This is a genomic window from Shewanella japonica (assembly GCF_002075795.1).
Classification (GTDB): domain Bacteria; phylum Pseudomonadota; class Gammaproteobacteria; order Enterobacterales; family Shewanellaceae; genus Shewanella; species Shewanella japonica.
In genome coordinates, this window is the sequence record NZ_CP020472.1 from 3,260,805 (window position 1) to 3,281,436 (window position 20,632).

Below are 20,632 nucleotides of genomic sequence, written 5' to 3' on the forward strand. Positions count from 1 at the left end.
CAGAATTAGTCACCCTGCTACTGCTGACAGCGGTAAAACGAAAAAAGCCTGCAGGCTGCAGGCTTTTTAGTCTAAATAACTCTATTCATAGTAGATTAATAATAATCTCTGATCAGAACTTCAGCTATTTGAACACTGTTTAAAGCAGCACCTTTACGGATGTTATCGGCCGTAACCCATAAATTTATACCGTAATCGTGAGAAATATCTTTTCTTACTCGGCCAACAAATACAGGGTCGGTACCTGCTGAGTCAGTTACTACAGTAGGATAGTCTTCATCATTCTCGAAAAGCACCACACCTTCAGCGTCACGTAAAACCGCTTTAATTTGTTCAGCTTCAACAGGTTGACGAGTTTCTAAGTGGACTGCTTCTGAGTGACCATAGAACACAGGAACACGTACAGCTGTTGGATTAACAACGATATCGTGGTCACCAAAAATCTTTTGAGTTTCCCACACCATTTTCATTTCTTCTTTGGTGTAGCCGTTTTCCATAAACACATCGATTTGTGGTAACACATTGAAAGCGATTTGCTTTGGATAAACTTTATTTTCAGCAGGTAAGCCTTGTAACAATTTAGCGCATTGCCCAGCTAATTCATCAATAGCTTGTTTACCTGAGCCAGACACTGATTGGTAAGTTGCCACGTTAATACGTGAGATACCAAATGCATCATAAATAGGTTTTAATGCCACTAACATTTGAATGGTTGAGCAATTAGGGTTTGCGATAATGTTTCGATTACGGAAGTCAGCAATCGCTTGTGGATTAACTTCTGGCACAACTAACGGTACGTCAATGTCGTAGCGGAAATGTGAAGTATTGTCGATGACCACACAACCATGCTCCGCTGCTATTGGCGCCCATTTAGCTGAAACGTCACCACCAGCTGAGAAGAAACCAATTTGTGCTTGGCTCCAATCAAACGTGTCCACATCAAGAATTTCTACTTGTTTACCATTAAAGCTTAAGGTTTCGCCAGCACTGCGGCTACTCGCTAATGGGTATAAGTTTGCGACTGGGAATTTTCGCTCTTCAAGGATCTCAATCATAGTTTGACCCACTGCGCCCGACGCACCTAAAACAACAACATTAAATTCCTGTGACATAATTAACGCTCGACTCCTGAAAAACCTAATTTAAACATCCAATCTACCTCACAATGACCCGTGTTGACTAGCGACAATGCACTAAATTCACGCCGATGAGTGTGATTTTTTCTCATATGGTCAAACCCATGGTTATTAAGGAAGCTATTTCTAAACAAATAGTCGTCATCTGCGAGGTTGTAGACCAATCTTGCTAGCGTGAGTAATTGAGTTTCAGATACCTTGTCAGTGATGTGTAACTGACTAATGTTAAATTTAGGCAGTAAGTTCAACAGCGATTTTTGGTGTTCAAGACCAAAGATTTCACACAGTTTTTCGAATAACATATAAGTGCCGCGAGCTTTACCTTCTAAGCTGTATCCTGCGATATGTGGCGTCGCAAACTCAACAAGTGGCACTAATTCTGGCATAGGGTTAGGCTCGCCTTCCCACACATCGAGTACCAGTTTGAGATCATCCCGTTGTTGTTTCACCTTAATCAAAGCGCGATTGTCAATAACCTCACCACGGCAACAATTCACTAACCAAGCATGCGGTTTTAATTGATTCAATTTAGCTTCGTCAAACAAGTACCAAGTTTTGTGCGGTCCAGTTTTAGTGATAGGAACATGTAAGCTTATTATGTCAGCTTGCTCAATAATGGTGTCTAACGACACAAACTGACGGGAATTTTTGTCGCTGATATTAGTCGCGCTGCGGTTGGATAACTGCTGTTCTTCAAGTAATGGATCGCACAATAAGACCTTCATACCATAAGCATTAAGACAATGCTCAAGTGCGCTACCTGTGTTACCCGCGCCAACAATTCCTACCACTTTGTCTTTTAAAGGCTGTTTGAATCGTTTAGCTAATTCCAGCATAGCAATAAAGGCAAACTCCCCCACTGCTGCTGCGTTACAGCCAGGTGCATTAGTAAAAGGGATATTACGTTGTTCTAGTAAGGCTAAATCAATATGATCAGTACCGATGGTGGCACTACCAACAAATTTAAGTTTATTGGCTTGTGATAACAACTCTGCATTCACTTTAGTGACAGAACGGACTAGAAGAACATCAACATCAATAAGCTGCTCTGGCGTTAACTGGCGACCATTTACACGGGTAATCTCTCCGATTTCACCAAATAACGCTTCGACGTACGGCATATTCTCGTCTGCAACTATGTTCATTCTAATGTTTGACCTTATTTATGTGAGTTATCCGATCATTCTATCAACTAATGACACTCAGCAGTTATCTACAAAAAGAAATAAAGTGTTCTTAATTGGTAATTTGACTGACTGTCAAAGTGGGTTAATCGCAATAAAAAAGCCTTTAGCATTCAGCTAAAGGCTTTATCGATATCAAAACACTAACCTACGCCAGCGATGAGATAATATATTACTTCATTTTACGCATAATTAATGTGGCATTAGTTCCGCCAAAGCCAAAACTGTTACTCATTACAGTCGTCAGTTCTGCATCACGATATTCTGTAACCAATGGGATGCCAGCCGCTTTTTCATCTGGAGTATCAATATTGATGCTAGGTGCAATAAAGCTGTTTTCCATCATTAATAAGCTGTAGATGGCTTCATGAACACCTGCAGCACCCAAGGCATGACCAGTCATAGACTTAGTCGACGCTACTGGTGGAATATTGTCTTGGAAAACTTCATGAATCGCTTCAAGTTCACGAACATCACCAACAGGAGTCGATGTGCCATGAGTGTTGACGTAATCAATCGGAGTATCGACATCAGCAAGTGCCATTTGCATACAACGCACAGCGCCTTCACCAGAAGGTGCCACCATATCGTAGCCATCTGACGATGCACCATAACCAATGATTTCAGCATAAATTTTAGCACCACGAGCTAATGCATGCTCAAGCTCTTCAACAACAACGATTCCGCCGCCACCAGAGATAACAAAACCATCTCGGTCAGCATCATAAGTACGCGATGCTTTTTCTGGGGTTTCGTTATATTTAGTTGATAATGCACCCATTGCATCGAAGCCCATTGTTAGGGTCCAATCCAATTCTTCTGCACCACCAGCAAACACCATATCTTGCTTACCCATTTGGATAAGCTCAGCTGCATGACCAATACAATGCGCAGAAGTTGCACAAGCAGAACTGATTGAATAGTTCATACCTTTAATTTTAAATGGTGTTGCTAAACATGCACTTGCCGTACTCGCCATAATACGAGGAACAATGTAAGGACCAACACGTTTTACGCTTTTTTCACGTAACGTATCTGCCGCTTGAACTTGGTTTTTAGACGAAGCACCACCTGTACCAACAACTAAGCCAACACGATGATGAGAATATTGTTCTTCTGTTAAGTTGGCATCACTGATCGCTTCTTGCATTGCAATGTATGCATATGCGGCAGCATCACCCATAAAGCGTAACGCTTTACGATCAATGTGGTCCGCTGGGTTTAATTTAATATCACCCCACACATGACTGCGTAATTTCATTTCTTCGAATTGGTCAGAATGGGTAATACCACTGCGTCCAGCTTTTAGTGAATCTGTCACTTCTTGCTTGTTATTACCGATGCTAGAAACAACACCTAAACCTGTTATTACGACTCTTTTCATTATTTGCTATCCATTTTGTACATGTCAGTACCTAATTTTGCTGCCGCAATGATATCCGCTTTAGACGAATAAAGTGGTCAGCTTTCAATAAACATAGGTAAAATAATCTCAATTGAACCACATTGAGTAATGAGCTTTGACCCAAATAACCACTGACTTCCCTATAGTTACCCGAGATTGTGCAACAATATCGACTAATTTTCCAAGTAGTTACTGTCAAAACCCTAATTATGCAGCAAGCATAAGGCATTATTATGAAACTGTCTTGTCCAACAAGGCAAACTCAACTAAAAGCTGCTTGATTGGGCAAATTGGCTTCGGTAACGCCATGGAAATCATGTTGTTGTGGCAATTATCTCAACAATTAAAACGTCCTGTAAGGCTGAGTGTTTTTGACCCCTATTCAATTAACAGCATTGAGTTGGGTCAATTTTTAGCAATGCCGCAAAATCAAGCAACGATTAATTCACAGCACTTAGCGGAGTTTTCACAGCAGTTACACACTGCTTGCATTGCCAATATTCAAGGTTGTCAGCGGCTCATATTTGATCATGGTCAATTCATTGTTGATATTTATTTTGGTGATATTGAGCATAACCTTAAAGGTATTCAAAGTGTCGAAGCTGATGCCGTTGAGTATTGGCATTGCCTTCCTCATACGACCTCAACTGAGTATATAGATCACCATATTTCAGAAAAATTGTTTTGGCAGATGGGAAGGTTAAGTAAAGATAATGCATGCTTTTATGCTTATCCGCAGGAAATTGACCGTGTTGAATGTTCAGCGATAACAGTATTAGCGAGTCAATCAGGCTTCATCATCAATGCGCAAAGTGGCAATAGAGATGACATTAGCAATACCAGTGAACGCTCAAGTACGCCAGATTGCGACATTCCTGCAGCTGAAAGAAAAGCATTAAGGTATTCCCATCAGCGCCAGTACGCTTATTGCTTACCCAGTGCAAGCGCTCAACCTACGAATACATCGACTTCAAAAGAGAGTGTGGCCATTATCGGCGGTGGTATTGCAGCGGCTCACCTTGCACTATCGCTCGTAGAAAAAGGCAAAAACGTCACGATTTATTGCAAAGACAGTATGCTTGCTGATGGAGCTTCAGGTAATAAACAAGGCGCTATTTATCCGCTTTTAACGCCTGATAACAACTTAATGAGCCAATACTTTCAGCAGGCTTTTTTATTCAGTCGACGTAGGCTTAAGCAACTTGAAAATGCAGGTTACGCTGTTGAGCACCAGTTTTGTGGCGTGTTACAAACGGGGTTTGATGAGCGTAGCGATGCAAGATTAACTAAAATCATCCAAGGACAAGCTTGGCCAAGTGAAGTTGCAGCCCAAGTGTCACCAAGTGAAGCTAATATGCTCGCTGGTATCACCATAGATAAGCCTGCCTTTTACTACCCTTGGGCTGGTTGGATTTGTCCGCATCAATTCGCTCAATCGGCCGTAAACTATGCGCAAGCTATTGCGAAAAACAAAGGACTTACAGTCGAGATCAGACTTGATACCCCAATTAGTGAACTAACTCGTCAAGGAACCCTTTGGCAGTTAAACATGACTGAGCAAACCTCAGACTTACACCCTAAATCCCCCCCTAACTCGAACAAAAACTCTGCGGTTCAATCATTTCTTCATTCTGAGGTCGTTGTTGCATCAGGGGCTCAACTCACTGAGTATCAACAAACAAAACAACTACAAGTCACAGGCTTTAGAGGGCAAGTAAGCCATATTCCGTCAAAAGGACAATTAACTAAACTTAATAGCGTTATTTGTGCTCATGGTTATTTAACCCCTGAAAATAATCAGCACCATTGTGTTGGCGCTAGTTATGTAAAATCGCCTGATGACTTACGTTTTTGCCCTACCGAGCAACAAGAAAATGCGCAAAAAATGCATCATAGTTTTCCACAAAGAGACTGGGTGAGTGATATTGATGTATCAGACAACAACGCCAGAGTGGGTGTCAGAATGGTCACAAGAGACCACTGTCCTATGATGGGGCTTGCACCAAATATTGACGCCATATTAAATCAATATAATACCGAGCCTTTGGATCAACATCAGCTCACTGTAGCCAGTCGTGACTTTTGGCGCCATCACTCCGCACCAGTATATAGGGGACTTTATGTTTTAGGAGGACTCGGCTCAAGAGGACTAAGTTCAGGACCTTTAGCTGCAGAAGCTTTAGCTGCAATGATTTGTCATCAAACCCCACCGATCAGCTATGACATGTTTGCAATGCTAAACCCAAATAGAATGTGGTTAAGAAAGCTATTGAAAGGTAAATCTTTGCTTAGCTAAAATCCCGATAAAGGAATAACAATGAATCAGCAAATACATCAAGCGTATCTAGGCGAACTGTATGGCATTGCCTTTTTTACGTTATTTAAAAATATTGAAGAAGACGCCACGCGTATTGCGTTGTGGGATAAATTAATTGAAGTTGAAAGCATCACTGCGGAGATACTGTTGTCTCACTTATTAAAACAACCTGAGACATATCCCTTTGATGTGGTAACCATGACTGAAAAAGGTCAGCAAGATGCACGCAAGTGGCTACACCTTCCCTGGGAAGAGTTATTAAAAACACTTCATGATTGGGCTAAACCCTACGAGCAAGAATACCGTGACTGGCAAGCCTCTGCGACTGAGTATCAATCAATTATGACTATCATCGCACAACATGAAACAGCCATTTTGAATTGTTTTTTAGCTGAATTACAACAAAAAAATGGCCAAGCATATCTTGACCATTATTTAGAAAACACCCAATTATCTAGCATCAAAAGAGGCTGAAGTTACTTCAACCATTTTTTGACTTTAGTTCGATTATTGTTATCTCGGCTTTCTTTGATCAGTTCATCATCTGCTGTCACTTGAGCACTTTTCGATAAACGATCATAAAGCAACACATTGACTGAGGCCGCAAGGTTCATACAACCAACAGTTGGCACATAAACCACCTCATCCGCAGCATCAATAATTTGCTGCGGTATGGTGCCATCCTCAGGACCAAAAATATAAAAGGCATTTTGAGGATGTTCAAATAAAGGCAATGGCGTTGCGCCAACAACAAGATCAACACAGACCAACTTACTGTCTTCAGGTACTTGTTCCAGCAATGATTCAACGCGAGTTAATGGAATGGTTTTAGCTGCATTTTTAGTATCAACGTCATACTGAGCCTCACCTGAACGGGCCGCTAATTCATATCTATTTCCGGTATAGAAAACTGAATTAGCTTGATAACAACCAGCCGCGCGCATGATGCCACCTACATTTACTGGCGTTTTAGGGTTAACGAGGCCAATCATGGCACTGTGCTTTTGAATAGATTCAGTCATGCCTTTTACTTATTTAATTTCATGCTTATTTAATTTCACTGATAATTTGACGCAATTGTTGCCAAGCCGATTGTACCAGTTCAAAGTCAGCGGTTTCTAATTCATCATCAGCCAATCCCAAGCAATCTACCATTTTTTCGTCAAGCGACTCTAAACTTGTAGATTGTTCCTGTTCCAGTTGAGACAAGACGACAGCGATGTGACCTTGTAGGTATCCACAGGCAAATAAGGCATCATCATCGCCATTAGCAACCGTATTTTCAATCCACCCTTCTAATGCTGCATCATACTTCTCTAACATGGTCTAACTCTCCAATAAATCTGGGTTGGCAACTTGGTACATCACGTAATCATGATATCCAGTGGTAATTTTATAATAACCACTTAATGCACTATCTAATTCTGGGTCGCCACTATCCACAATTAATGGCCTTCCTTCAAGTGCTTTTAACTTAGTTTTTGTCGCAAGAATAATTATATTGTCTTTTCCTATCCGTTTTATCAGTTCAGGAGACAATTGCTGATTACCCCGTCCTAGAATATGTCCTTGCCCACCAATCAAGGTGATCACTAATTTCGTCGGCTTATTTTGGGTCAGTTCGAGTAATTGGTTTGCAGTAACATCACTGGCAACGATCTGCTGCTCATGAATAACATCAACACCCAATAAGGTGTTACCTAAATTAAGCTCTTCCATAACTGCTGCCACAGTGGAGCCACTGCCGATGATATATAACTCATCTTCCATTTGATTTATAACATCTGCTGCGATATCAGCTAATACAAGCTCATCGACTTCTTTGCCGCCCATTTTTACCGCTTGGATATATCGTGGCTCTGCAGGAACGAGCATTTCACCAAATCGTTTGGCTTTTACCGTTCCTTTTCTGAATGCTTCTTCGTCAATATCCATCACATCAGCGCTCATCAAACTCACTAACTCACCTTGAAGTAGCATGCTCACGACAACCCCAGCAGCGTTAGGGGTAATAGCGTACACACCGGAATGGATTTTTACTCCAGCAGGCACGCCTAAAACAGGTAATGAATCATCAACGACTGAATAGATATCTCTAGCAGTGCCATCGCCACCAGCAAACAGTAACAAGTCGAGAGATTCATCTTGCAACGCTTTTACAGTTTGCTTGGTATCCACTGCAGAGGTGTTGTTATTACTACTCCCTGGTGATATCTGATGAACACACTTGACCGAAAAGCCTAATTCAACCGCTAAAGTTTCGCCCATATCACCACTGGCGGTCACAATATCAATTTGTTCGCTAAAGGGCTTTATGACAGTTAATGCTTGCTTCATTCTCAATCCGGCTTTAGCTTCAGCCCCTCTTGAGATCGCCAGCTCTGCCACATTATCAGACCCCTTTAACCCAACACTGCCGCCTAAACCTGCTAATGGGTTAATAATTAAACCTAACCGAAAACGCTTCACTGCATACAATCCTTTCATTTATATCTAAGCTGGGCGATAAAGCCCTTTCTTTGTCACCCTTTGCCCATCACTTTCTATGGGTTAATACTGTCACTTTTTATAATGGGATTGGGCTCAGTAATCGCTAACGCTGCAATGAGTGATAACCCTGCACACGCTGCGGCAAAAAACCAAGTATGGGTTGAGCCTGAGCCATCCCCCCAAATAACGCCACTTATCCAAGTGCCAATTGCGCCACCTAAACCAAAACTCAAACTGGCATATAGCGCTTGGCCTTTACTGCGGTGGGCAATGTCAAAATTGCGATGAATAAACTGGATTGAGGCCGCATGGGTTAACCCAAATGTAAAGGCATGCAACGCCTGACTCAATGAGAGTAAAGCAATATTATCCACACCATATGCTAACAAAACCCATCTTAATACCGTTAACAAGATACTGACTAGTAGAAGTAATTTAACCCCAAATCGACCTAATAACCTCGGCGCCAACATGAACATTAAAATTTCAACGACAACACCTAAAGCAACAAATAAACCGGCAACGCCCTCTGAATAACCAGCCTGTTTTAAATACAATACAAAAAAGCCATAAAATGGCCCGACACTCATTTGAAGTAAAATGGCTGAAATAAGAAACCATACAACTGCAGAAGATAATTTAAGTGGCGGTCTTGGTGCTGAACTTGACAGTTTGACGAGATTACTCGGCAGAGCCATGGCACAAATAAACATGCCGATAAATAATACCATTCCAAGCGCTGGCACAATCTCAGCGCCAAATTCACCAATAGCAAATCCCGCGGCAATCACCAAGCATATATAACCGACACTTCCCCAACTTCTAATTGCACCGTAACGATGGGATTCATCGCCTAACGACTCTAATGTAATCACCTCTAGCTGGGCTAAAATTGCATTCCAAAAAAAAGTATAAATCATCAAACTGATGGCAAGGTAAGTCAAACTGCCATCAAAGAAAAAACTGACATAAGTGATAGCAGCTGCCGCTGAACCAAACTTGACTAGCTCTGAACGCATTCCAGTTCGGTCAGCAACCATTGCCCAAACATTAGGTGCAACAATCCGAGTTCCCATCAATATCGCCATAAGAAAGCCGATTTCTTGCGCGTTAAAGCCACGGTTATCAAAAAAGACACCGAGATATGGAACCATTAAACCGAGAATTGAAAAAAAGAAAAAGTAACAAGCGCTGAGCCAACGGGCGTTGGGCTCAGCAGATACAGCGTTGGGCATTTATTTCATACCAATAACAGGAGTTTGTGAAACAACATCTTGGTTTTGAGCGCGATGACGAAGTAAATGATCCATTAATACAATTGCTAACATGGCTTCAGCGATAGGCACAGCGCGAATGCCGACGCATGGGTCATGACGGCCTTTGGTAACAACATCAGCAGTTGTGCCTTGTGCAGTCATGCTTTGTCCCGGCACTGAAATACTTGAAGTCGGTTTAAGAGCAATGTGCGCCACTATCGGCTGACCTGAAGAAATACCGCCTAATACTCCACCAGCATGATTTGATTCAAACCCTGCAGGTGACATTAAATCACGTCCTTCAGACCCTTTTTGGGTTACCACACCAAAACCATCACCAATCTCAACGCCTTTAACTGCATTAATCCCCATTAGAGCATGAGCTATATCGGCATCCAGTCTATCGAATACCGGCTCACCTAAACCTACTGGTACACTTGTCGCTGCAACAGTGATTTTAGCCCCAACAGAGTCACCTGACTTTTTCAAATCACGCATATATTCATCAAGTTTCTCTAATTTTGATGCATCAGGGAAAAAGAATGCGTTTTGTTCTACTTCGTTAAGATCAACCGATTCTGCACTGATTGGGCCCAGTTGCGACATATAACCATTAATCTCAATGCCATGGACCTGCTTGAGGTATTTTTTCGCAACCGCACCAGCAGCAACCCGCATGGCTGTTTCACGGGCTGAAGAGCGCCCACCACCACGGTAATCACGTAAACCATACTTTTGTTGGTAGGTATAATCTGCGTGACCTGGGCGGAACAGATCTTTAATGTTTGAATAATCTTGACTACGTTGATCGGTATTTTCAATCAATAAACCAATGGATGTCCCCGTGGTTTTGTCTTCGAAAACACCCGATAAAATACGCACTTCATCAGGTTCACGTCTTGCGGTTGTATAACGAGAGGTACCAGGGCGACGACGGTCTAGATCGCGTTGCATGTCTTCAACAGTTAATTCAAGACCTGGTGGGCAACCATCAATAATACAACCTAATGCAACACCATGACTTTCACCGAAAGTCGTTACGACAAAATTCTGACCTATGCTATTTCCTGACATGCTATCTGCTTACCTCAACGTAATTCATTTAATCGTTATTATTCACTATCTTTATAGATGGCGAAAAGTGATTCATTTTCAACTAGCTGGTCGTAGGTGAGAACAAATACGCCATCGCCGCCAAATTCAAATTCAACCCAAGTGAAAGGAACATCAGGGAATTGCTCAATTAAATGGACCATTGAGTTACCCACTTCGACCACTAATAACCCATCTGGAGTCAAATAGTCAGCCGCGTTCGCTAAAATACGCTTAGTTAAATCTAAACCATCACGTCCAGATGCTAAACCAATAGCAGGCTCATGATGGTACTCATCAGGCATATCACCAATGTCTTGTTCATCTACGTATGGTGGATTAGATACGATCAAATCGTATTGTGGCCCTTTAGGTATCGCTGAGAAAATATCTGATTGAATCGGGAATACGCGGTCAAGTACATTTAACGATTCAATATTAATTTGCGCAACTTCTAAGGCATCTTCACTAATATCAAGTGCATCTACCTCAGCATCTTCAAATGCATAAGCACAAGCTATCGCAATACAGCCGCTTCCGGTACATAAATCCATCACACGATTAACAGGTTTATTGTATAACCAAGGACTAAAGCCATTGTTGATCATTTCAGCAATGGGTGAACGAGGCACTAATACTCGTTCATCGACATAGAACTCTAAATCAGCAAAACGCGCTTTATTCGTCAGGTATGGCACAGGTAAGCGCTCACGAACACGACGAATAATTAATTCAACGATTTTGTGTTTTTCGCTACTGGTTAAATTTGAATTTACCACCTGTTGGCCAATCTCTTCAGGAAGGTGTAATGCATGAAAAACCAAAGAAATCGCTTCATCCCACGCGTTATCAGTTCCGTGCCCATAATAAATGTTCGCATCATTAAAACGGCTAACAGCCCAACGCAACATATCGCCAACGGTTCTTAATTCGGTGACAGCTTCATCTACAAAGATTTTATCCAAAACATAACTCCTGAAAAATTGTTCCTGACCATTGTAACTGAAGTCTATTAAGATGACCTAGAATTCAATACAATAGCACCATGAATAAAGAAAATAATCCCGACTTTGCACTGTTTTCAGAGCAATTTGGCGGTATTAAGCCGTTAAATCAAGACAAACATCATTTTAAACAGTCGGTCAAATCCAAACAACAAGTCGAAGTAAAAGAACAGCAGGTTTATGCTGACAGTTACTTTTCGGATAATTATCAACCTATTTTGCCTGTTGAAGGTCCAATGCGTTGGCTAAACGACAACGTGGATAAAATTGAGCCCAAACGTTTAAGACGTGGAGATTATCAACCGGACCTGCTACTAGACTTACATGGTATGCGCCAAGCAGAAGCCAAACTTGAACTAGCTGCATTATTGCAAGCTTGTGTCAAACAGCGCGTACTTTGCTGTTGTGTTATGCATGGTTATGGCTCGGGTATTTTAAAACAACAACTACCGATGTGGTTGGCTCAACATCCTAAAGTCAGCGCCTTTCATCAAGCACCTAAAGAATGGGGAGCAGACGCAGCATTATTGGTCTTAGTGGATATTGATGACAATACTAAAGGGTAATCAAACGAATCTGAAAGATTGGCTGTGCAAACATTAGTGACGGCATGTAACAAAAATGGCAGCGGTCGCTGCCATTATTTATGATAACTTAGTTTAAGCACTCATTTGCGCAGGTGTTTGCATTAAATCAAAGTGACCACCATGCTCATTACGCTCAATAAATGCTATCGCTGAAGTCGCAAAAATGGGCGGTTCCATACCAGCAACTAGCTCGCTAACCATATAACCTAAAATAGGCATGTGAGCGATAACTAACACTTTTTTTGCTTGGTAATGTTCGGCATAAGCCAAAATCGCATCAACGGCAATTTGTGGGCTACCCGAAGGGGTAATGTCGTCCAGTACTAACCATTTGTTTGGCTCAGGCAAATGTTTTGCCACCTCTTGCCACGTTTGTTGTGCTCGTAGATAAGGGCTAACAATAACTAAGTCCACACTGCTGACTTTTTCCGTTAACCAATTCGCCATTGCGTTAGATTGAGTTCGACCAAGTTGTGATAGCATTCTTTCTCTATCGGACGGTGCATCGAAACCCGCTTCACCATGTCGCATTAAAAATAGCTGCATACTTCTCTCGCTACTCATTATTATTGTGTTTATAGGTTAATTGTAGCCTTAAATAACTCATCCACAAAGAAACAATGAAGGATATTTAATTAGTCTTTAGTCGATATTTTCATTAGTTATTTGCTAAAAAGCCGCAACGAGATCAATATATAGCTAGCCTTCTTATCTGGAGCATCATCTTGACCATAAAACCAGACATCGAATTAAAAACTGTAGACAACATAATAACAAGTCCAAATGACCACCGACATTATCGTCATGTCGTGTTATCGAATGGATTAAAAGTCTTACTTGTAGAAGATAAAACAGCAACCCAAGCTGCTGCTTCGATGACCGTGTCTGTCGGCCACTTTGACGATCCAGTTTCACGCCCTGGTATGGCACATTTTCTTGAGCACATGTTATTTTTAGGCACTGAAAAATTTCCTGATTCAGGTGAATACCATCAATTCATCAATCAGCATGGTGGTTCAAACAACGCATGGACTGGCACAGAACAAACAAACTTTTTTTACAGTATCGACGCAGAGCATTTCGAAGAATCTCTTGATAGATTCAGCCAGTTTTTTATCGCACCCAAGTTTGATTTAGAACTAGTCGACAGAGAAAGGCATGCCATAGATTCAGAATACAGTCTTAAATTAAAAGATGACATTAGACGGGTTTATCAAGTTCAAAAAGAGTCTATTAATCCTCAGCATCCATTCAGTAAATTCTCCGTGGGGAATTTACAAACCTTAGCAGGCGATGAAGCAGAAGTGCGTCAAGAGTTACTCGACTTTTACCGTTCTAAATACAGCGCCAACATCATGACCTTATGCTTGGTATCTCCACACTCTCTTGATCAACAAGCACAATATGCGCAACATTTTTTTGCCAGCATTGTAAACCGTAACCTTACATCCAGTTATCCAGATACCGCATATTTAACTGATAATCAGCGACTTACCCATATCAACATTTCCCCGGTAAAAGACCAGAAAAGGCTGAACATCAGTTTTGCGCTACCCTCAATTGAGCAATTTTATAAGCGTAAACCACTCACTTTTATAAGTCATTTACTGGGTAATGAAAGCCCTGGAAGTTTGTTGTCATATTTAAAAGAGCAAGGTTTTGCTAATAACTTGTCTGCTGGAGGTGGCGTCAATGGCTATAACTTCAAAGATTACAGCATTAGTATCCAACTCACTGATAAAGGTTTAGAGCAACTCGATACCATTATCGAGTGCACGTTTGAATATATAAAACTAATCACTACTGATGGAATTGAATCATGGCGTTATCAAGAGCGAGCCAGCTTGTTAGCCACAGCATTTAAATATCAAGAACAAATCAAGGCGCTCGATCTGGCCAGTCATTTAAGCATCAATGTGCAGCACTATGACATCGAAGACGTCGTCTACGGCGATTATCGTATGGATGCAATGCATGCAGACGAGACTCTCGCGCTATTGGCATTGTTATCTCCTGACAACATGAGAACACAACTAGTTTCTAAAGAAGTGAGCACTAACCAGCAAGCACAATGGTACTTTACCCCCTACTCTGTTGAAAAAATTCCAGCAGAAAAAATTGCACAATGGGGACAAGTAACCCCAAGGAAAGCGCTAACGCTTCCCACTAAAAATCCATTCATAGTCGATAACCCAACATCAAGAGTAGAGCACAGTGAAAGTGATGTACCACTAGTGGTTGCAGAAGATGCAGGATACCGAATTTGGCACCGAAAGGACGATGAATTTAATGTCCCCAAAGGCCATATCTTTTTGTCATTAGATTCTGAAAATGCAAGCCCAACACCTAAACACGCAGCATTAACCAGACTTTATGTTGAAATGGTATTGGACTACATGACTGAGGCCACTTATCAAGCTGAGGTCGCAGGACTAAATTACAATATTTACCCTCACCAAGGAGGGATCACTCTACACTTAACAGGTTTCACCGGTAACCAAGAAACACTACTAGCATTGGTTATTGAAAAGGCTAGAGAAAGAAACTTCACACAAGATCGGTTTAAGCTAATTAAAAAACAACTACTCAGAAGCTGGACTAACGCCTCACAAGCTAAGCCGATAGCGCAATTATTTACCAGCTTAACGGTCACGTTACAAAAACGTTCCTATGAGCCTGCTCGCATGGCAGAGATGCTTGAGGACGTCACTCTCGATGAGCTTCACAACCATGTCAGCGCGTTTTACGAGAAAATATACGTAGAAGGTCTTGTTTACGGTGACTGGTTAGTTAACGAAGCCCAACAACTCGCTAAACGGTTAAAACAGGTATTGTCACTTGTCACTAAACCCAGCTCGGAATCGAGTAGAGAACTAATAAATATAGCAGGGCAAGGGACGTTATTACGTGAACTATCGGTTGAACATCAAGACAGTGCCATTATTGTTTATTACCAATCTAGTGACACTTCTGCTCATAAAGTAGGCTTATTTAGTTTGCTTAACCACACAATGTCGTCTACTTTTTTCCATGAGCTTCGTACAGAAAAGCAACTCGGTTATATGGTCGGAACGGGATATCTGCCACTCAATCGCCATCCAGGGATGATATTCTACATACAATCACCAACCACAGGTCCAAGAAACCTGCTTGAAGCCATTGATGAGTTTATTGCAGACTTTAATTATGCAGTGATGCAGATAACGAAAGAGCAATGGGAAGCGACAAAACTTGGCTTAATCAATCAAATACTTGAAAAAGATGCCAACTTAAAGAGCCGCAGCCAACGTTATTGGGTCTGCTTGGGCAATCGAGATTACGACTTTAAACAAAGGGAAAGAGTCGTTGAAGAGATTAAAAAGTTCACCCGAGCAGATCTCATCAAGTTTATTGTTACCAATATGCGCAGCAAGCATAGCGATAGATTAGTGATGTTCAATGCTGGAGAACAACATGATCATCTTGACCCCTTGCCTACAGCGACGAAAATTACTGACTTAAAAGGTTTTAAAGCGCAAGCAAATAAATTTGAGTTTTAGAGGGGCGACTGTCGAGCTTAAATTTTATTACAACTTTTACAAAGTATTTAAATCGACAGATAAAACAGCGAAAAAAACCGATTTTTAGCAGTAAAACAGTGATAATTGCGTAAAAGTTAAACGAGCAAGCACTTGCGTAGTATAAAAAAAGTACAACCGTAAAAAATATTTATTTTATTTACACTTACGATTTTTTGACAAAGTATTAACTTTCTGAAAAAGTGGAGTATTACCTTGAATAATTCTCGAATACAAAAGACAAAAGTATACTTTATATGCAATTACTAAGACGGTTGTTAATTTGTACAACTCTTTTAATCCAAAGCTTTTTGGGTTTAGCTTTGGCTGATTCAGGGACAAATTATGACCTTACACTCAGTACAGAAGTATACAATACTGAGGATGGCCTCTCTCAAGTAACAGTTACAAGTATTGCAGAAGATGCAGAAGGCTTTGTCTGGCTAGGGACTGTTAATGGTTTAAACAGGTTTGACGGCACAAATTTCAAACACTTTTTCGCTGAAGATTTGAATTCCAAATTGCCTAGCTCATTCATAAAAAGTCTCTTTATTGATAAGAATAACCGCCTAATAGTAGGTACTGATTCAGGCTTAGCATTGTACCGTGGAGATAAAGAAACATTCGAACCTGTTATTATTGATAACCAACCCATTACCCAATCAATATGGTCAATATCAGCCTTATCAAAAGGATTAGTCGTTGGTCTCGATAATAAGATAATTATACTTAATGAAGATTTAACTCGAGCCATGTGGGACTTCCAAAGTGAAGTTTTACAAGAAGTCAAAAAAGTAATAGAAGTTAATGGATCACTATATATTAGAAACTACAATGGTATCGTTTTTAAACTTGAAGAAGACCAACTTACAACAGTTGCCTTCGAATCTAATGATATTGGTATAATTTCTGATAAATTAATTATTTCCACTCAGGAAGGCCTGTTTAGTATCATTAATAACAAGAAGGAAAAAATTTCTGATGAAATTATGACCTACCTTGAGCCTTCAATATCAGGAAATGAACTAACATCAATTATTGACTCGGATATTGTTAGAATAAACTCTGAAAACGTGATCAAAAAAATTGGATTTATAGAGCAAGATGCAGCTAGAAAACGTCCATATATTAAAGAGACTAAATCTTCAATTTTCATTACTGATGTGAATTTAGGTGTTATTAAAATTGATCGTAATAGAAACTTAATTAAAAGCTCTAAATTCATAACAGACAATATTTGGGCAATAACACAAACTGAAGAAAATATATATTTAGCAACTGATTCTTTTGAAATCAGAGTTTTGGATAAATCACTTCAATATTCCCACTCTATTTCAATTAAAAATGCTTCAGGCCCAAAATCAATCAAGGTTCTCAACAAACATTTATATACTGGTAATATAACTGGTTTAACAATTACTGACCTCGAAACCTTAGAAACTAGCAAGATACTTGAGCGTCATATAAGTAATGTACAACTAAGTGAAGATAAAACTAAACTCTATGCCTCTACAATCAATGGGAAAATATTCGTCATTGAAGGTGATGAGGTTATTGAAACACTTACTACGGGTGAACGTTATCCAATTTTTGATCTCGTTGAGAGAGATAGTGCCCTATGGGTCGCAACTCAAGGTGGCCTATTTAAAATAACTAATGGGAATTCTGAAAAAATTTACTCAGAAAGCATGGTGACAACATTAAAATTTGACGAGAATTACCTTTATTTTGGTACAAGAAATTCATTATTACAGTTAGAAATAATATCAAACCAACTCAAAGAAATTTTCAAACATAATAAATTAGTTTACTCAATAGAGTTATTTAATAACTTTTTAGTTTCATCATCAGCAATGGAACTCAACATTACAAATAAAACAAACTTTAAAAATTTGAAATTGTCATCTAGAAATGGAGCTCAAGGTGACTACAACTCCCTAGCTTCAATTCGTTTGGATGATTACTCTTTATTTGGTGGTGCTAAGGGACTAAGTATTGTTAACCCCAATGAAATCTATAATGAAATACTTATTTCTGGAAGTACAGATGTTGCTTTAATAGATTTTTCATTATTTAACGTTTCTGAAAAAGTTGGCGGGGACATCCTGCAGCAACCGATTAATAAACAAGAAAATATTACTTTAAAATATTCTGACTACCCTTTCACATTTACTTTTGTAACTCCTGGTCAAGACTTAGATGAATTTGAGTTTTTCTATCAAATGCAAGGCCTAAACGATAGCTGGCTTCCATCTCAATATATTAACTCAGCAACTTATACCAACTTATCAGCTGGTGTTTATCAATTTAATGTTTATGCAATTAATAAACTTTCAGGTAAGCAAGGTAAAACGAAGTCTATAACAGTGACTGTTACACCACCGTGGTATTACTCTTTTGAAGCTAAACTAGCCTATACACTTCTGTTTTTACTATTTTTATTAGTCGTATCTAAAATTCTTTTACGTCGTCGAGAAATTCAAAAGCAGATAGCTCTCAGTGAAGAACGACTAAAACTGTCTCTGTGGGGAAGCGGCGATGAAATGTGGGATTGGGATATTGAAACGGGCGAAATCTACCGCTCTAACATTTGGGGAACCCTTGAGTTTCCGCAAGATGGTCGACGCTCAGGCAAACCCGGTGAAGAAAGTAATATCCACCCTCTTGATCAACATCGCGTCAAAACTGCGTTAAATGATCACTTCAAAGGGCTTACAGATCACTTCGAAGTCACTTACCGAGTTAAAAGTCGCGAAGATTTATGGATGTGGATCCTTGATAGAGCCAAGATTGTTGAAAGAGACCACAAAGAAAACCCTGTTCGAATGACAGGTACGATTAAAAACATCAATAATTTAAAACAAACCGAAGAACAATTACGTTTATTTGAGCGAGCCATTGAAAACATCTCCGAAGGCATGTTTATTCTTGATGAAAAGTACCGTTTTGTCGAAGTTAACGATGCCTGTTGTGTATTAACAGCACAGCCTCGAGAAGAGTTTATAGGCCAGCTATTTACCTTCGGTCGTTACCCAGAATCATACTCTAATCAAGTGCACGCCTCATTGTCCCAGCAAGGTTGCTGGAGTAATGAATTAGAAGCAGATAGAGGAGACGGTAGTCACTTCTTAATGGAGCTTACCGTTGATGCGATTTATAACGAGCAAGGTGAAACAACTCATTATGTTGGAGTGTTCTCTGATATTACTCGTCGTAAACAACAGGAAGAAGAGCTACGTAAATTAACCAATAGTGACTTACTAACTGGGTTGCCAAATCGTTCAAGCCTGCAAGTTACACTGAATAATTTGGTTAAGAAAGATATCCATCACACGTTAATGGTTTTAGATTTGGATAACTTTAAGCGAATAAACGACTCGTTAGGGCATCAGATCGGTGATGAGTTGTTAGTTGATGTCGCCAAGCGTATTCAAAACAATGTTCCTAAGCACGTTAGTCTTTATCGACTTGGTGGTGATGAATTTGCAATATTAGTTGATCAAAACCCTGATATCGGCTCTTGTGCTGCTATAGCATCAAGAATAATAGATTCATTAAAAGAAGAATTTAAAATTGATAGAGAGTCCTTAGTTGTTGGCCTCAGTATTGGTATTGTGCTGTATCCAGAAGATGAGCAAAATGAGCAAGCACTATTAAGAAAAGCCGATATTGCGATGTACCACGCGAAATCTGGCGGCGGCAATCGTTATCAGTTTTACTCAGAGTCTTTAAACCAAAATGCACTTCGTCAGTTAGAAGTTGAAAATCTCATTCGCGAAGGCTTAAAAGAAGACCTATTTGAGGTTTACTATCAACCCAAGGTCGATTTGAAAAATGATAACCTTGTTGGAATGGAAGCACTGGTTCGCTTAGTTCACCCAGACTTTGGCGTTATCTCTCCCAACGAATTTATTCCATTAGCAGAAGAAAATGGGTTGATTGTTGAGATTGGTGACTTAGTGCTCAGAAAAGCCTGCTTTGCAGCTCAAAAATGGCGTGAACAAGGCATCTTCACAGGCCGTGTCGCAATTAATCTATCTTCTAGGCAGTTTGCCCTACCAGATCTGCAACAACGCATTTCAACAGTATTACAGCTAACTAAATTACCCGCTTGTCATTTAGAGCTAGAGATCACTGAAAGCACCATTATCAAAAACCCTGAAAATGCTATCAAAGTCATGAATCAACTTTCTAAAATGGGCGTGACCTTGGCACTTGATGATTTTGGTACTGGTTATTCCTCTTTGTCTTATTTAAAACGATTCCCGATCCACTGTCTAAAAATTGACAAGTCATTTGTCGATGATATTAGTAAATCAGATCGCGATCTTAAAATGGTCGACAGTATTATTACCATTGCTCATAACATGGGGCTATCAGTCGTTGGTGAAGGTGTCGAGGACGATGCCCAACTCAATATACTCAAAGCACTCAAGTGTGAAGAGATACAAGGCTACATATTCAGTAAACCTGTTCCAGAAAAAGATTTTACTGAATTACTCAATATCAATTTCGATAAACAGGAATTAAAAGCACTACAAAGTTAACATTGGCACAACAAGTGCAACTAGCAGTTCAGACGTCAAATAAAAAACTTTTTTATT

At 40.1% G+C, this 20,632-nt stretch carries 15 protein-coding genes; 5 read left to right on the plus strand and 10 right to left on the minus strand.

What is annotated here, in order from left to right:
* Window positions 1–95: 95 nt before the first annotated feature.
* The 3 genes from SJ2017_RS13985 to fabB form a co-directional block, all read right to left on the minus strand.
* The gene (locus tag SJ2017_RS13985) at window positions 96–1,112 is read right to left on the minus strand and encodes an aspartate-semialdehyde dehydrogenase (RefSeq protein WP_080916152.1); all 1,017 of its coding nucleotides are present in this window, start codon (window positions 1,110–1,112) and stop codon (window positions 96–98) included.
* A 2-nt stretch (window positions 1,113–1,114) separates the two neighbouring features.
* On the minus strand, window positions 1,115–2,281 hold the full coding sequence (locus SJ2017_RS13990; RefSeq protein WP_080916153.1) for a 4-phosphoerythronate dehydrogenase: 1,167 nt from the start codon (window positions 2,279–2,281) through the stop codon (window positions 1,115–1,117).
* Between the two features lie 211 nt (window positions 2,282–2,492).
* Window positions 2,493–3,704 carry a beta-ketoacyl-ACP synthase I gene (fabB, locus tag SJ2017_RS13995; RefSeq protein ID WP_080916154.1) on the minus strand — a complete coding sequence of 404 codons (1,212 nt, stop codon included), beginning with the start codon at window positions 3,702–3,704 and terminating at the stop codon, window positions 2,493–2,495.
* A gap of 265 nt (window positions 3,705–3,969) precedes the next feature.
* Here fabB and mnmC1 point away from each other — a divergent pair, with 265 nt between their 5' ends.
* Together mnmC1 and SJ2017_RS14005 are read left to right on the plus strand one after the other, a co-directional pair.
* Entirely contained in the window at window positions 3,970–6,021 is a 2,052-nt protein-coding gene (gene mnmC1, locus SJ2017_RS14000) for an FAD-dependent 5-carboxymethylaminomethyl-2-thiouridine(34) oxidoreductase MnmC1 (RefSeq protein WP_156003292.1), read from the plus strand.
* Between the two features lie 21 nt (window positions 6,022–6,042).
* Entirely contained in the window at window positions 6,043–6,516 is a 474-nt protein-coding gene (locus SJ2017_RS14005) for a hypothetical protein (RefSeq protein WP_080916156.1), read from the plus strand.
* A gap of 2 nt (window positions 6,517–6,518) precedes the next feature.
* On the opposite strand, the gene SJ2017_RS14010 is transcribed toward SJ2017_RS14005, so the two are convergent.
* From SJ2017_RS14010 to prmB, 6 genes are all read right to left on the minus strand, one after another.
* Window positions 6,519–7,064, minus strand: a complete 546-nt coding sequence (locus tag SJ2017_RS14010; RefSeq protein ID WP_055026124.1) for an RNA methyltransferase — start codon at window positions 7,062–7,064, stop codon at window positions 6,519–6,521.
* 25 nt (window positions 7,065–7,089) lie between these two features.
* Entirely contained in the window at window positions 7,090–7,365 is a 276-nt protein-coding gene (locus SJ2017_RS14015) for a YfcL family protein (RefSeq protein WP_080916157.1), read from the minus strand.
* A 3-nt stretch (window positions 7,366–7,368) separates the two neighbouring features.
* Complete coding sequence (locus SJ2017_RS14020; RefSeq protein WP_080916158.1) at window positions 7,369–8,511, minus strand: ATP-NAD kinase family protein; 1,143 nt, start codon at window positions 8,509–8,511, stop codon at window positions 7,369–7,371.
* A gap of 74 nt (window positions 8,512–8,585) precedes the next feature.
* The gene (locus tag SJ2017_RS14025) at window positions 8,586–9,767 is read right to left on the minus strand and encodes an MFS transporter (protein WP_080916159.1); all 1,182 of its coding nucleotides are present in this window, start codon (window positions 9,765–9,767) and stop codon (window positions 8,586–8,588) included.
* A complete protein-coding gene (gene aroC, locus SJ2017_RS14030; RefSeq protein WP_080916160.1) occupies window positions 9,768–10,862 on the minus strand; it encodes a chorismate synthase in 1,095 nt (364 codons plus the stop codon).
* 38 nt (window positions 10,863–10,900) lie between these two features.
* Complete coding sequence (prmB, locus tag SJ2017_RS14035; protein ID WP_055026129.1) at window positions 10,901–11,845, minus strand: 50S ribosomal protein L3 N(5)-glutamine methyltransferase; 945 nt, start codon at window positions 11,843–11,845, stop codon at window positions 10,901–10,903.
* A gap of 80 nt (window positions 11,846–11,925) precedes the next feature.
* On the opposite strand from prmB, the gene smrB reads away from it, so the two are divergent.
* A complete protein-coding gene (smrB, locus tag SJ2017_RS14040; protein ID WP_080916161.1) occupies window positions 11,926–12,450 on the plus strand; it encodes an endonuclease SmrB in 525 nt (174 codons plus the stop codon).
* A gap of 93 nt (window positions 12,451–12,543) precedes the next feature.
* On the opposite strand, the gene sixA is transcribed toward smrB, so the two are convergent.
* Window positions 12,544–13,017, minus strand: coding sequence for a phosphohistidine phosphatase SixA (gene sixA, locus SJ2017_RS14045; RefSeq protein WP_080916162.1), 474 nt, complete (start codon window positions 13,015–13,017; stop codon window positions 12,544–12,546).
* A gap of 179 nt (window positions 13,018–13,196) precedes the next feature.
* Here sixA and SJ2017_RS14050 point away from each other — a divergent pair, with 179 nt between their 5' ends.
* Both SJ2017_RS14050 and SJ2017_RS14055 read left to right on the plus strand, forming a co-directional pair.
* Entirely contained in the window at window positions 13,197–16,010 is a 2,814-nt protein-coding gene (locus tag SJ2017_RS14050) for an insulinase family protein (RefSeq protein WP_244899699.1), read from the plus strand.
* Between the two features lie 275 nt (window positions 16,011–16,285).
* Window positions 16,286–20,575, plus strand: coding sequence for an EAL domain-containing protein (locus SJ2017_RS14055; protein ID WP_080916163.1), 4,290 nt, complete (start codon window positions 16,286–16,288; stop codon window positions 20,573–20,575).
* Window positions 20,576–20,632: the final 57 nt, after the last annotated feature.

Bases quoted from the DNA above. Each gene is read 5' to 3' on its own strand.
- SJ2017_RS13985 (WP_080916152.1), bottom strand. From the start codon at position 1,112: ATGTCACAGGAATTTAATGTTGTTGTTTTAGGTGCGTCGGGCGCAGTG.
- SJ2017_RS13990 (WP_080916153.1), bottom strand. From the start codon at position 2,281: ATGAACATAGTTGCAGACGAGAATATGCCGTACGTCGAAGCGTTATTT.
- fabB (WP_080916154.1), bottom strand. From the start codon at position 3,704: ATGAAAAGAGTCGTAATAACAGGTTTAGGTGTTGTTTCTAGCATCGGT.
- SJ2017_RS14005 (WP_080916156.1), top strand. From the start codon at position 6,043: ATGAATCAGCAAATACATCAAGCGTATCTAGGCGAACTGTATGGCATT.
- SJ2017_RS14010 (WP_055026124.1), bottom strand. From the start codon at position 7,064: ATGACTGAATCTATTCAAAAGCACAGTGCCATGATTGGCCTCGTTAAC.
- SJ2017_RS14015 (WP_080916157.1), bottom strand. From the start codon at position 7,365: ATGTTAGAGAAGTATGATGCAGCATTAGAAGGGTGGATTGAAAATACG.
- SJ2017_RS14025 (WP_080916159.1), bottom strand. From the start codon at position 9,767: ATGCCCAACGCTGTATCTGCTGAGCCCAACGCCCGTTGGCTCAGCGCT.
- aroC (WP_080916160.1), bottom strand. From the start codon at position 10,862: ATGTCAGGAAATAGCATAGGTCAGAATTTTGTCGTAACGACTTTCGGT.
- smrB (WP_080916161.1), top strand. From the start codon at position 11,926: ATGAATAAAGAAAATAATCCCGACTTTGCACTGTTTTCAGAGCAATTT.
- sixA (WP_080916162.1), bottom strand. From the start codon at position 13,017: ATGCAGCTATTTTTAATGCGACATGGTGAAGCGGGTTTCGATGCACCG.
- SJ2017_RS14055 (WP_080916163.1), top strand. From the start codon at position 16,286: ATGCAATTACTAAGACGGTTGTTAATTTGTACAACTCTTTTAATCCAA.